Origin of the sequence: Cellulomonas taurus, from assembly GCF_012931845.1 — a bacterium.
Taxonomy (GTDB): Bacteria; Actinomycetota; Actinomycetes; order Actinomycetales; family Cellulomonadaceae; genus Cellulomonas; species Cellulomonas taurus.
In genome coordinates this window covers 2,220,439-2,232,624 of sequence record NZ_CP051884.1, presented here as the reverse complement: position 1 = coordinate 2,232,624, position 12,186 = coordinate 2,220,439, and the positions used below count along the sequence as shown (strand labels likewise).

The 12,186-nt window shown below is 72.2% G+C and carries 12 protein-coding genes; 11 read left to right on the top strand and 1 reads right to left on the bottom strand.

Annotated features, from left to right (window positions below; genetic code table 11):
• The first annotated feature begins 25 nt into the window (after positions 1 to 25).
• The 7 genes from tsf to dxr all read left to right on the top strand — a co-directional run bounded on the left by tsf (position 26) and on the right by dxr (position 6,096).
• The gene (tsf, locus tag HGK68_RS10335; protein ID WP_169165890.1) at positions 26 to 871 is read left to right on the top strand and encodes a translation elongation factor Ts; all 846 of its coding nucleotides are present in this window, start codon (positions 26 to 28) and stop codon (positions 869 to 871) included.
• Positions 872 to 973: 102 nt separating this feature from the next.
• Entirely contained in the window at positions 974 to 1,720 is a 747-nt protein-coding gene (pyrH, locus tag HGK68_RS10330; RefSeq protein ID WP_216859258.1) for a UMP kinase, read from the top strand.
• A gap of 43 nt (positions 1,721 to 1,763) precedes the next feature.
• Positions 1,764 to 2,321, top strand: a complete 558-nt coding sequence (gene frr / locus HGK68_RS10325) for a ribosome recycling factor (protein ID WP_169165888.1) — start codon at positions 1,764 to 1,766, stop codon at positions 2,319 to 2,321.
• A 7-nt stretch (positions 2,322 to 2,328) separates the two neighbouring features.
• Positions 2,329 to 3,174: a phosphatidate cytidylyltransferase gene (locus HGK68_RS10320; RefSeq protein WP_169165887.1), complete on the top strand. Its 846-nt coding sequence runs from the start codon at positions 2,329 to 2,331 to the stop codon at positions 3,172 to 3,174.
• A gap of 39 nt (positions 3,175 to 3,213) precedes the next feature.
• Positions 3,214 to 4,338 carry a dual-specificity RNA methyltransferase RlmN gene (gene rlmN / locus HGK68_RS10315; protein WP_169165886.1) on the top strand — a complete coding sequence of 375 codons (1,125 nt, stop codon included), beginning with the start codon at positions 3,214 to 3,216 and terminating at the stop codon, positions 4,336 to 4,338.
• A gap of 2 nt (positions 4,339 to 4,340) precedes the next feature.
• Positions 4,341 to 4,898, top strand: coding sequence for a DivIVA domain-containing protein (locus HGK68_RS10310; RefSeq protein ID WP_169165885.1), 558 nt, complete (start codon positions 4,341 to 4,343; stop codon positions 4,896 to 4,898).
• A gap of 10 nt (positions 4,899 to 4,908) precedes the next feature.
• A complete protein-coding gene (gene dxr / locus HGK68_RS10305; protein WP_169165884.1) occupies positions 4,909 to 6,096 on the top strand; it encodes a 1-deoxy-D-xylulose-5-phosphate reductoisomerase in 1,188 nt (395 codons plus the stop codon).
• A gap of 33 nt (positions 6,097 to 6,129) precedes the next feature.
• On the opposite strand, the gene HGK68_RS10300 is transcribed toward dxr, so the two are convergent.
• The gene (locus tag HGK68_RS10300) at positions 6,130 to 7,380 is read right to left on the bottom strand and encodes an NAD(P)/FAD-dependent oxidoreductase (RefSeq protein WP_169165883.1); all 1,251 of its coding nucleotides are present in this window, start codon (positions 7,378 to 7,380) and stop codon (positions 6,130 to 6,132) included.
• Positions 7,381 to 7,562: 182 nt separating this feature from the next.
• Here HGK68_RS10300 and HGK68_RS10295 point away from each other — a divergent pair, with 182 nt between their 5' ends.
• From HGK68_RS10295 to HGK68_RS10280, 4 genes are all read left to right on the top strand, one after another.
• Positions 7,563 to 8,687: a GGDEF domain-containing protein gene (locus HGK68_RS10295; RefSeq protein ID WP_169165882.1), complete on the top strand. Its 1,125-nt coding sequence runs from the start codon at positions 7,563 to 7,565 to the stop codon at positions 8,685 to 8,687.
• A 65-nt stretch (positions 8,688 to 8,752) separates the two neighbouring features.
• Entirely contained in the window at positions 8,753 to 10,060 is a 1,308-nt protein-coding gene (locus HGK68_RS10290; protein WP_169165881.1) for a M50 family metallopeptidase, read from the top strand.
• Positions 10,061 to 10,108: 48 nt separating this feature from the next.
• The gene (gene ispG / locus HGK68_RS10285; protein WP_169167062.1) at positions 10,109 to 11,257 is read left to right on the top strand and encodes a flavodoxin-dependent (E)-4-hydroxy-3-methylbut-2-enyl-diphosphate synthase; all 1,149 of its coding nucleotides are present in this window, start codon (positions 10,109 to 10,111) and stop codon (positions 11,255 to 11,257) included.
• Positions 11,254 to 12,165, top strand: coding sequence for a GNAT family N-acetyltransferase (locus HGK68_RS10280; protein WP_169165880.1), 912 nt, complete (start codon positions 11,254 to 11,256; stop codon positions 12,163 to 12,165). The genes ispG and HGK68_RS10280 overlap by 4 nt, the downstream gene beginning before the upstream one ends.
• The last annotated feature ends 21 nt before the right edge of the window (positions 12,166 to 12,186 follow it).

Here is a 12,186-nt window from a genome sequence, read left to right as displayed (position 1 = left end):
CACCACCACGAGGACGGATACACAGATGGCGAACTACAGCCTCGCTGACATCAAGGACCTCCGTGAGGCCACCGGTGCCGGCATGATGGACGTCAAGAAGGCGCTGGAAGAGGCCGAGGGCGACAAGGACAAGGCGCTGGAGATCATCCGCGTCAAGGGCCTGAAGGGCGTCTCCAAGCGGGAGAGCCGTTCGGCGTCCGACGGCCTGGTGGCCGCCGAGGTCGTGACCGCCGGTGACGGCGAGAACGAGGTCGGCGTCATCGTCGAGGTGAACTCGGAGACGGACTTCGTCACCAAGAACGCCACCTTCATCACCCTGGCCGAGAAGGTCCTCGCCACCGCGGTCGCCTCCGGTGCCCGCGACGCCGACGCCCTGATCTCCGCCGACGTGGACGGCAAGCCGCTGTCCGAGATCGTCGACGAGACCGCCGCGGTGCTCGGTGAGAAGCTGGTCGTGCGTCGCCTGGAGCGCGTCGCCGGCGAGAAGGTCACCGTCTACCTGCACAAGGTGAACAAGGACCTCCCGCCGCAGGTCGGCGTGCTGGTCGCCACCGACGCCAAGGGTGCCGAGATCGCCCGGGACATCGCCACGCACATCGCGGCGTACTCCCCGGCGTACCTCACCCGCGACGACGTCCCGGCCGAGACGGTCGAGAACGAGCGTCGGATCGCCGAGGAGACCTCGCGTAACGAGGGCAAGCCGGAGGCCGCGCTGCCGAAGATCGTCGAGGGTCGCCTGAACGGCTTCTTCAAGGAGGTCGTCCTGCTGGACCAGCCCTTCGCGAAGGACCCGAAGAAGTCGGTCGGCCAGGTGCTGGCCGAGGCCGGCGGCACCGTCACCGGCTTCGTCCGGTACCGCGTCGGCGCCTGACGCACCCCGCATCCGGTGGCCCCGGCCCGCACAGGGTCGGGGCCACCGGCGCGAGCACGACCAGTACCACCCGCCTGTCGACGACCCCCGGAGGGATCCACCATGGCCACCATGATCGAGGAGACGACCGGCGAGGTCCGCACCGCACGGCGGGTGCTGCTGAAGCTGTCCGGCGAGGCGTTCGGCGGCGGGTCGATCGGGCTTGACGCCGCTGTCGTCCGGCGGATCGCCAGTGAGATCGGTGCCGCCGTGGCCGATGGGGTGCAGGTCGCCATCGTCGTCGGGGGCGGCAACTTCTTCCGTGGCGCCCAGCTCGCCACGATGGGCCTGGACCGGTCCCGCGCCGACTACATGGGCATGCTCGGCACCGTGATGAACTGCCTGGCCCTGCAGGACTTCCTGGAGCAGGCCGGGGTGAGCACCCGGGTGCAGACCGCGATCACCATGGGCCAGGTCGCGGAGCCGTACATCCCGCTGCGGGCGATCCGCCACCTGGAGAAGGACCGCGTGGTCATCTTCGGTGCCGGTGCCGGTCTGCCCTACTTCTCCACCGACACCGTGTCGGTCCAGCGCGCGCTGGAGACGCACTGCGACGAGGTGCTGATGGGCAAGAACGGCGTCGACGGGGTCTACACCGCCGACCCGCGCACCAACCCGGACGCCGAGCGCCTGGACCACCTGACCTACACCGAGGCGATCGTCGGCGAGCTCGGCGTGATGGACTCGACCGCCCTGAGCATGTGCCGCGACAACGGCGTGCGGATGCGTGTCTTCGGGCTGGAGGAGCCGGGGAATGTCACCCGGGCACTCCGGGGTGAGAAGATCGGGACCCTGGTCACCGAGGACTGAACCCCGCCTGACTCTCCCGTACCACAGAACCAAAGGAGCCACCGTGATCGACGACATCCTCCTCGAGGCCGAGGAGAAGATGGACAAGGCCGTCGAGGTCGCCAAGGAGGACTTCGCCGGGATCCGCACCGGTCGGGCGAACGCCGCGATGTTCAACAAGATCATCGTCGACTACTACGGCGCACCGACCCCGCTGCAGCAGCTCGCGTCCTTCCAGGTGACCGAGGCGCGCACCGTGCTGATCTCACCCTTCGACAAGTCCGCGATGGCCGCCATCGAGAAGGCGCTGCGCGACTCCGACCTCGGCGTGAACCCGAGCAACGACGGCAACGCGATCCGGATCATCCTGCCCGCCCTCACCGAGGAGCGGCGCCGGGACTACGTGAAGCTGGCCAAGACCAAGGCCGAGGACGCCAAGATCTCGATCCGCAGCGTGCGCCGCCGTGCCAAGGACGGGCTGGACAAGCTGGTCAAGGACGGCGAGGTCGGCGAGGACGAGGTCGCCCGGGCGGAGAAGGAGCTGGAGTCCCTGACCAAGGGGCACGTCGACACCATCGACACCGTCCTGTCCGCCAAGGAGAGCGAGCTCCTCGAGGTCTGAGGCAGTCATGTCCACCACCGTCGCCCCCACCACGCCTCCCCGCGCGGGCCGGAACCTCCCGGTCGCCGTCGCGGTGGGTCTCGGTCTGCTCGTCGTCGTCGCCGCCTCGCTGATCTTCCGCAAGGAGCTCTTCGGGGTGGTGGCGGTGGCGGCGGTGGGCGTCGGGCTGTGGGAGCTGGCCCAGGCGTTCAGCCGGCGCGGGGTGCACATCCCGCTGCTGCCGCTGCTGGTCGGGGACATCGGAATCCTGGTCTCCGCCTACGTCGCGGGGCCGGAGGCGCTGTTCGTCGCCTTCGTGCTCACCGTCGGTGGGCTGGTGATCTGGCGGGTGCTGGACGGATCCGGCCCCGCGGCACTGCGCGACGCGACGGCGGGCACGTTCGCCGCCGCCTATCTGCCGCTGATGGGCGGCTTCGTGATGCTGATGCTGGCGGCCGAGGACGGTGCGGCCCGGGTCGCCCTGTTCGTGCTGCTCTGCGTCGCGAACGACACCGGTGGCTATGCCGTCGGCGTCCTGATCGGCCGTCACCCGCTGGCACCGGCGGTGAGTCCCAAGAAGACCTGGGAAGGTCTGGCGGGGTCCTTGGTGTTGGCATGTGTGGTCGGGGTGCTCGGAGTGCACCTCATGTTCGACGGAGACCCGGCGGTCGGTGCGCTGCTCGGGGTCGCGGCGGTGGCGGTGGCCACCCTCGGAGACCTCGCGGAGTCACTGCTCAAGCGGGACCTCGAACTCAAGGACATGGGCAGCGTCCTCCCCGGCCACGGTGGTGTGCTGGACCGGATCGACTCGCTGCTGCTCGCCGCCCCCGTGATCTACCTGCTGCTGCACGCCCTGCAGCCGGTCGCGGCCTGACCGCGCCCCACACTCAGCCGACACCTGCCGGAGCCTCGCATGACCACGACCCCTGTCGCCCTCAACCTGTCCACCCCCGCCCGCGGTGCTCGCGGCAAGCCGCCGAAGCACTTCGCCGACCTGACGCCGGAGGAGCGCGTCGCGAAGGTCGTCGAGCTGGGGGAGAAGCCGCTGCGTGCCAAGCAGCTGGCCACCCACTACTTCAGCCACCTCACCTCGGACCCGGCCGCGATGACCGACCTGCCGGCCGCCAGCCGTGACCTGCTGGTGGAGGCGATGTTCCCCGAGCTGCTGACCCCGGCGCGCACCCTGCGGGCCGACGGCGGCACCACCGTCAAGACCCTGTGGCACCTGTTCGACGGCGCCAAGGTCGAGTCGGTGCTGATGCGGTACGCGAACCGGTCGACCCTCTGCGTGTCCTCCCAGGCCGGCTGCGGGATGGCCTGCCCGTTCTGCGCCACCGGTCAGCTGGGCCTGACCCGGAACCTGTCCCCGGCCGAGATCATCGAGCAGGTGCGCTCCGCCGCCCGCTCGCTCGCCAACGGTGAGGTCCCCGGCGGCGACACCCGGCTGTCGAACGTCGTGTTCATGGGCATGGGCGAGCCGCTGGCCAACTACAAGACCGTGATGGCGACGGTGCGGGCGCTGACCGCCCCGACCCCCGAGGGCTTCGGGATGAGCGCCCGGAACATCACGGTGTCCACCGTCGGCCTGGCCCCGGCGATGGACCGCCTGGCGAAGGAGGGCATCCCGGTCACCCTGGCGCTGTCCCTGCACGCGCCGGACGACGAGCTGCGCTCCGAGCTGGTGCCGATGAACGAGAAGTTCTCGGTCAAGGAGGTGCTGGACTCCGCGCGGCGGTACTTCGAGGCCACCGGTCGCCGCGTCTCCATCGAGTACGCGCTGATGCGCGACATCAACGACCAGGCGTGGCGCGCCGACCTGCTCGGCACCGAGCTCAACCGACGTGGTCGCGGCTGGGTGCACTGCAACCCGATCCCGCTGAATCCGACCCCGGGTTCGAAGTGGACGGCGAGCGATCCCGCGGTGGAGGCCGAGTTCGTGGCACGCTTGCGGGCACACGGCATCCCGACCACGGTGCGGGACACCCGTGGGAGCGACATCGACGGCGCCTGCGGACAGTTGGCGGCTGAGGAGGACTGAGAATGAGCGACGGAGTCATGTTCCGCAAGGTGTCCGGTCTGAAGACCGGGTATCACACGGAGGAGGTCGATGACTTCTTCGCTCACGCTCGGACCGTGTACGAGCAGGGTCCGGCCGGTGCGCTGACCGGCAAGGACGTCCGCACCGTCGCCTTCGACCTGGTGCGGCACGGCTACTCGACCACCGCGGTCGACGCCGCGCTGGACCGGCTCGAGGCGGCCTTCGTGGCGCGTTCCCGGGCGGACTTCATCAACGAGCGCGGCCGCCAGGCGTGGCTGGAGCACCTGGCCGACCAGGCGCGCACCCTGTACGGACGGCTGACCCGGCCCGACGGCGAGCGGTTCGCGGCCCCCAGCGGCCGTCGCCCCGGTTACGACGCGGAGCAGGTGGACGCTGTGTGCCACCGGCTGGTGGGGTACTTCGACCGGAACGAGCCGCTGTCCGCCCAGGACCTGCGCGCGGCGACCTTCGCGCGTGCCCGTGGTGGCCGCGCCTACGCCGAGGCGCCGGTGGACGCGTTCCTGGAGCGCGCGATCGACGTCCTGCTCGCCGCGGAGTGAGTGCTACCCGGTGACCGAACGACGGGACGTCGTCCTGCTGGGTTCCACCGGGTCCATCGGTCGTCAGGCCGAACAGGTGGTGCTGGACGCGCCGGACCGGTTCCGGGTGACCGGGGTCGCCGCCGGGGGTGCCGACCCCGAGGCGCTCGGTGCCCAGGCGGCACGGCTCGGTGCGACGACGGTGGCGGTCGCGGATCCCACCGTCGCCGACGCCGTGCTCGCCGCGCACACCCGGCAGTCGACCGAGGCCGGGCTGCCCCTGGTCGACCTCGAACTGCTGACCGGGCCGGCCGCCGCCGCCCAGCTCGCCGCCCGGTCGGTCGACGTGGTGCTGAACGGCATCACCGGGTCGATCGGGCTCGGCCCCACCCTGGCCGCGCTGCGGGCCGGCAACACCCTGGCCCTGGCGAACAAGGAGTCGCTGGTGGTCGGTGGCGCCCTGGTCCGCCAGGCCCAGCGACGCCCGGACCAGATCGTGCCGGTGGACTCCGAGCACTCCGCGATCGCCCAGGCGCTGCGCGGCGGCCGACGGGACGAGGTGGCCCGCCTGGTGCTCACCGCCTCCGGGGGACCGTTCCGCGGCGCCGCCGTGGCGGACCTGGCAGCCGTGACGCCGGATCAGGCATTGGCGCACCCCACCTGGCGGATGGGCCCGGTGGTCACGATCAACTCCGCGACCCTGGTCAACAAGGGCCTGGAGCTGATCGAGGCGCACTGGCTGTTCGACGTGCCCGCCGAGCGGATCGACGTGGTGGTGCACCCGCAGTCGGTCGTGCACTCGATGGTCGAGTTCGTCGACGGTTCGACCCTGGCGCAGGCATCGCCGCCGGACATGCGGTTGCCGATCGCCCTGGGGTTGGGCTGGCCCGACCGGGTGCCCGGGGCGGTGCCCGGCTGCGACTGGACCCGGGCGACCACCTGGACCTTCGAGCCGGTGGACTCCGCGGTGTTTCCCGCCATCGATCTCGCGCGGCAGGCGGTGGCGGCCTCGGCCACCCACCCGGCGGTGTTGAACGCCGCGAACGAGGTGGCGGTGGCCGCCTTCCTGGCCGGGCGCTGTCGCTTCCCGGCGATCGTCGAGACGGTGCGCCGCGTGGTCGAGGAGCACCGGGACGGGGCCGCCGACACCACCCTGGACCAGGTGCTCGCGGCGGAACACTGGGGCCGGGCGCGGGCCGCCGAACTGCTCGCGGGCTGAGTCCCAGCCGGAGGACGAGGTCCCAGCGCCGGTTCAGTCCCAGCCGGAGGACGAGGCCCGGGTCAGGGCGGTGTCCGATCCGGTGATCAGGTCCGCGAGCACCCGCCCGGAGAGATTGGCCGCGGCGATCGGCTCCGGTCCGTGCCCGCCGATCCAGCCGATGCCCTCCGCTGTGATCCCGACCGGATAGGCGCTGGCGGCGGCACGGGTCCACGACCAGGTGTGGGTCACCGGCACCGCCGCCAGGTCCGGGAACAGGGCGCCGACCGTATCGGCGAGGCTCGGCGACAGCGCACCGGGCCGGAGGACGCGGGTGTCGGGCCCCGTGAGCACCAGGCGGTCCGAGGCGGTGCGCACCGCCCGGAGGTCACGGCGCCCGGCGAGGTGCAGCAGCTGACCACGCCGCAAGCCGATCTGCTCCCACCGGGCCGCGTCGACCACGGCGGTGGCGACCGCCGACTCCGCCACCGGACGCGGCGACCAGCGACCCCCGGGCACCGACGCGGCCCCGGTGGCCTGCACGATGCGGTCGGCCCGGATGATGCCCAGCTCGGTGCGCACGGCGCCCGGGCTGATCCGCACGGCCCGGGTCCGCTCGGCGATCCGCGCGCCTCGGGAGACCAGCGCCGTCGCCAGACCGTCCAGCAGCGCCGCGGGCTGCACCGTGGCGCAGTCCGGGGTGGTGAACCCGCGCGACTCGCCGGGGACGAGGCCACCGGGACCGCCGGGCGTCCCGGCGGACCAGCGCGGCAGGCACCGACTCGGGCCGACCGGGCCGAGCCGCAGCCGTCGCCGCACCGCCCCCGGGTCCAGTTCCTGGTCCTCGGGGTCGGCGCTCGACCGCAGCCGGTCCAGTCCTCGCCGGTCACCCGCGACCCGCACAGCGCCCCGGTACTGGAAGTCGCAGTCGATCTGGTCGGCCGCGAGGGTTCCGCCGACCTCGATCACCGCGTCCCGGAGCAGGGCAGTGTCCCAGCCGTGCGGGCCGGCCCGGTGCGGGGACAGCACGCCGTCGGTCCAGGCGGAGCAACCGCCGATGCCCCGTCCACTGGCCCCGTCGCCGATGGTCCCCGCGTCGATCAGCACCAGGTCCAGCGCCGGGTCGGCGTCCAACAACGCCCAGGCCGCCCACAGACCGCTCGCCCCGGCACCGATCACGACCACATCCGCCCGGGTGTCACCGTCCAGAGGGGGCGCCGGCCCACGGGGGGACGTGGCGTGGTGCCAGAGCACGGCGGGCTGTGGGGCCGTCTCGGAGCGCCAGGCCAGGGCGGGCAGGCTCATGGGCCCAGCATCGGACGGCGCGGGTGCCGGGGCAACGGGGCGCGCGGGTGGGTGTCCGGCCACGCGGACGGCCGTGCGACCACCGGGCGGGACGACGGACCCGTCCCGCTGGCCGACAATCACCAGGGTGAAGTCGCCCGCATTCCGCCGGAGTGCAGGTGGCCCGCGGGTAGCGTGCCGCCATGAGCGCCCCGCACCGTGAGGTGCCGATCGCGCGCCGGGCCGACGACCCCATCGCGACCACCCGGCGTGTGCTGGTGGGGTGCCTGACGGTCGGCCTGGTGTCGGTGCTCGCGATCACCGTGCTGCGCTGGTCGGACCCGCTGGTGCGGTGGACGTTCCCCGTGCTCGCGGTGGTGCTGGCCCTCTACATCTGGCTGCTGCTGCGTCGACCGCAGGTGCTGCAACGGGTCTCCCAGGTGGTGCTGGTCGGCTTGGACCTGCTGTGGCTGGCGATGCTCGGCGCGCGACTGTCGACCCCACCGGCTCAGGGTGGCGGCTGGGCGTCGTTGTTCCCGACGGTCTTCATGGGGCTGGCCCTGTTCGTGGTGATCGGGTACGTCGTGTTCCGGACCCGCACCGCCGGGGTGCATGCCGGCGCGGTGGTGCTGGCGGTGCTGGTCGTGGGGCCGGTCGGGCTGATCAGCGAGCCACGGGACACCGAGCACATCCTGGATCTGGTCCGCTACGGCATCTACCTCGGTGTCCTGGCCGCGATGCTGCACGTGCTCTCCCGGAGCAAGGAACAGGCGGCGCGCGCGTTCCAGGCGGCCAGGACCGCCAGTGCGGAGGCAGCGAGCATGCGGGAGATGGCATTCCGCGACGCACTCACCGGGGTCGCCAACCGGCGCCGCCTGGAGGAGGAACTGGTCTTCCAGGCACGGCTGGTGGACGCCGGTGTACCGGTGGCGCTGGTGTACCTGGACCTGGACCGGTTCAAGGAGGTCAACGACACCCTCGGCCACGACGCCGGCGATCAGGTGCTGGTGACCGTCGCCCGGGTGCTGGAACGGGGCCTGCGGTCGGGGGACCTGGTGGCACGGCTGGGCGGCGAGGAGTTCGTCGCGGTGACGCCCGGGGTGGACCTGGCGGCGGCGGAGGACACCGCGGAACGGCTGCGCAGCAGCCTGCCCGGTGCCATCGAGGCCGAGGTGGGGGTCCCGGTCACCGCCAGCGTCGGGGTGACGATGCTCCGCCCCGGCGAGGCACCGCTGCGGGTGATCGCCCGGGCCGATGCGCTGATGTACGAGGCGAAGCGCGCCGGACGGAACCGGGTGGTGGCCGACACCGGTATCCACGATCACTGAACGTCCAGCGCACATCCAGACAACTGCGGCACCATGGTCCGGTTCCGGAGCGAGGATGGAGTGAGATGGCTTACGCGATCGGTGTGCTGGTCCTGGTCGTGGGCGTGTTGGTCTCCATCGCGCTGCACGAGGTGGGGCACATGGTGCCCGCGAAGAAGTTCGGGGTCCGGGTCAGTCAGTACTTCGTCGGCTTCGGGCCGACCCTGTGGTCGCGGACCCGGGGCGAGACCGAGTACGGCATCAAGGCCATCCCGTTGGGCGGCTACGTCCGGTTGATCGGCATGTACCCGACCCCGGAGGCGGTGGGCAACCCGCCGGTGCGCGGCTTCTTCAGCCGGATCGCCGCCGAGGCACGGGAGGCGAGCGCCGAGGAGATCCGCCCGGGGGAGGACCACCGGGCGTTCTACCGGCTCTCCACGCCGAAGAAGCTGGTGGTGATGCTCGGTGGGCCGGTGATGAACCTGCTGATCGCCGTGGTGCTGCTCGGTGTCACCTATACCGGGATCGGCATCCCGCAGTCCTCGACCACGTTGGCGTCGGTCAGCCAATGCGTCCTGCCCGCCGGGTTCACCGCCACCGAGTGCCCGGCGGACGCCGCCGAGTCGCCGGGTGCCGCCGCCGGTCTGCGGCCCGGCGACACCATCGTGTCCTACGACGGCCGGGCAGTGGACTCGTGGAACCAGGTGTCCGCGATGATCCGGGAGGACGCCGGGCAGACGGTGCCCGTGGTGGTCCGACGCGATGGTGCGGACCTCACCCTGCAGCTGACCCCGGTCGCGGCGGAGCGTCCGCAGGTCGACGCCGCCGGTCAAGTGGTCACCGACGCCGCGGGCAACGCGGTCACCTCCGAGGTCGGCTTCGTCGGGATCACCCCCGCCGACGAGCTGGTTCGGCAACCGGTGACCGACGCGCTGTCACTCGCCGCCCAGGGCACCTGGCAGACCGCGAAGGCGGTGGTCCAACTCCCGGTCACCGTCACGAACACGGTCCAGTCGGCCTTCGGCGGCGGGGAGCGGGACGCCAACGGCGTGATCAGCCTGGTCGGGGTGGGCCAGATCGCCGGTCAGATCGGCTCCGCCGACGGCGTGGGCACCGGTCTGCGGATCGCCAGCATGCTGGAACTGGTCGCCGCGCTGAACCTGGCGCTGTTCGTGTTCAACCTGATCCCGCTGGTGCCGCTGGACGGTGGTCACGTCGCTGCCGCGCTGTGGGAGGGCGTCAAGCGGCAGTTCGCCCGCCTGCGCAAGCTGCCACGGCCCCGGCCCGCGGACGCCGCGCGGCTCCAGCCCCTCGCTCTCGGGGTGTTCGTGCTGCTCGGCGGCATGAGCCTGGTGCTGATGCTCGCCGACATCGTGAACCCGGTGACCGGGTGACCGCCGACGTGCGGGCCACCCGCACGGTGCGATGATGACCCGGTGACGATGCCTATCGCCCTGGGGATGCCCGAACCGCCGGCCCCGGTCCTGGCTCCGCGGCGACCCACCAGGAAGATCAAGGTGGGCTCGGTCGACGTCGGCGGTGACGCCCCGGTGAGCGTGCAGTCGATGACCACCACGGTGACCGCCGACATCAACGCCACGCTCCAGCAGATCGCCGAGCTGACAGCCGCCGGGTGCGACATCGTCCGGGTCGCCGTGCCCACCCAGGACGACGCCGACGCCCTGCCCGCCATCGCGCGCAAGTCGCAGATCCCGGTGGTCGCCGACATCCACTTCCAGCCGCGCTACGTCTACGCGGCCATCGACGCCGGGTGTGCGGCGGTGCGGGTCAACCCGGGGAACATCCGCAAGTTCGACGACCAGGTGCGCGAGATCGCCCGGGCAGCCGACCAGGCGGGCGTGTCGCTGCGGATCGGGGTCAATGCCGGGTCGTTGGATCCCCGCCTGCTGGCGAAGTACGGCAAGGCGACGCCGGAGGCGCTGGTCGAGTCCGCGGTGTGGGAGGCCTCGCTCTTCGAGGAGCACGACTTCCACGACTTCAAGATCTCGGTGAAGCACCACGACCCGGTGGTGACGGTGCGCGCCTACGAGCTGCTGTCCGAGCGCGGCGACTGGCCGCTGCACCTGGGTGTGACCGAGGCCGGACCGGCGTTCCAGGGCACCATCAAGTCGGCCACCGCCTTCGGGGCGCTGCTGAGCCAGGGGATCGGCGACACGATCCGGGTCTCGCTCTCCGCGCCGCCGGTGGAGGAGGTCAAGGTCGGCATCCAGATCCTGCAGTCGCTGAACCTGCGGCCGCGCAAGCTGGAGATCGTGTCCTGCCCGTCGTGCGGGCGCGCGCAGGTGGACGTGTACTCCCTGGCCGAGCGGGTCACCGCCGGGCTGGAGGGCATGAGCGTGCCGCTGCGGGTGGCCGTGATGGGCTGCGTCGTCAACGGCCCCGGCGAGGCGCGCGAGGCTGACCTGGGGGTGGCCTCCGGCAACGGCAAGGGCCAGATCTTCGTCAAGGGCGAGGTGGTCCGGACGGTGCCCGAGTCGGCGATCGTCGAGACCCTGATCGAGGAGGCCATGCGCCTGGCCGAGGGCATGGAACAGGTGGACGGCGCCGCTCCGGTGGTGCAGGTGTCATGAGCGCCGGGGCCGGGATCGGGGTGCGCAGCGGGCCCGGCACGGGCCGGATCCTGGACGACGCGGACCTGCCGGCGGCGCTCGCGGTGTGCGCGCTCGACCCGGTGGCGTCGGTGCTGGCCACCGTGCGGCTGGAGCACGCCGCCCGGATCGGGTTGCACCGCACCGGCGGGCAGCTGTGGGGCTACGAGGTCGACGGCCTGCTGGTCGCGATCTGCTGGTCCGGGGCGAACCTGGTCCCGGTGGTGCCCGACCTGCCCGACGTCGACCCGACCCGCGGCGCCGAGATCGCCGACCATGCCCTGACCGCCTTCGGTGCCTTCGGCCGGGCACAGGGACGCCGCTGCTCGTCGATCGTGGGCGAGGCGCCGGCGGCGCTCGGCTTGTGGGACAGGCTGCGGCCGGCCTGGGGTCGGGTCCGTGAGGTGCGGGCCGACCAGCCCTCGATGGTCCTGGACCGCGACCCCGCGTTTCCGGCCGACGACGAGGTGCGGCTCAGCCGACCGGACGAGTTCGACGCCCTGCTGCCGGCCTGCGTGCAGATGTTCACCGAGGAGGTCGGGTACTCGCCGCTGGCCGGTTCGGGTGGCGCCTACGAGGCGCGGGTGCGCGGGTTGATCCGGGACCGCCGGTCCTACGTGCGGATGGACGCGACCGGTCAGGTCGAGTTCAAGGCCGAACTGGGGGCGGTCGCCGGGGGAGTGGCGCAGGTCCAGGGGGTGTGGGTGCGTCCCGACCGGCGCGGCGCGGGACTGTCCGAGTCCGGCATGGCCGCGGTGGTGGCCCAGACCCGGGCGGAGGTGGCACCGGTGGTGTCGCTGTACGCGAACGGGTACAACGCCCGGGCGCTCGCCGCGTACCGCCGGGTCGGCTTCCGCCAGGTGGGGACGTTCGCCACCGTGCTGTTCTGACCGCCGCTCTGACCACCGCGC

Coding starts and splice junctions, on each gene's coding strand:
- tsf (WP_169165890.1), top strand. CDS start 26: ATGGCGAACTACAGCCTCGCTGACATCAAGGACCTCCGTGAGGCCACC.
- pyrH (WP_216859258.1), top strand. CDS start 974: ATGGCCACCATGATCGAGGAGACGACCGGCGAGGTCCGCACCGCACGG.
- ispG (WP_169167062.1), top strand. CDS start 10,109: ATGCCTATCGCCCTGGGGATGCCCGAACCGCCGGCCCCGGTCCTGGCT.
- HGK68_RS10320 (WP_169165887.1), top strand. CDS start 2,329: ATGTCCACCACCGTCGCCCCCACCACGCCTCCCCGCGCGGGCCGGAAC.
- rlmN (WP_169165886.1), top strand. CDS start 3,214: ATGACCACGACCCCTGTCGCCCTCAACCTGTCCACCCCCGCCCGCGGT.
- HGK68_RS10290 (WP_169165881.1), top strand. CDS start 8,753: ATGGCTTACGCGATCGGTGTGCTGGTCCTGGTCGTGGGCGTGTTGGTC.
- HGK68_RS10310 (WP_169165885.1), top strand. CDS start 4,341: ATGAGCGACGGAGTCATGTTCCGCAAGGTGTCCGGTCTGAAGACCGGG.
- HGK68_RS10280 (WP_169165880.1), top strand. CDS start 11,254: ATGAGCGCCGGGGCCGGGATCGGGGTGCGCAGCGGGCCCGGCACGGGC.
- HGK68_RS10300 (WP_169165883.1), bottom strand. CDS start 7,380: ATGAGCCTGCCCGCCCTGGCCTGGCGCTCCGAGACGGCCCCACAGCCC.
- HGK68_RS10295 (WP_169165882.1), top strand. CDS start 7,563: ATGAGCGCCCCGCACCGTGAGGTGCCGATCGCGCGCCGGGCCGACGAC.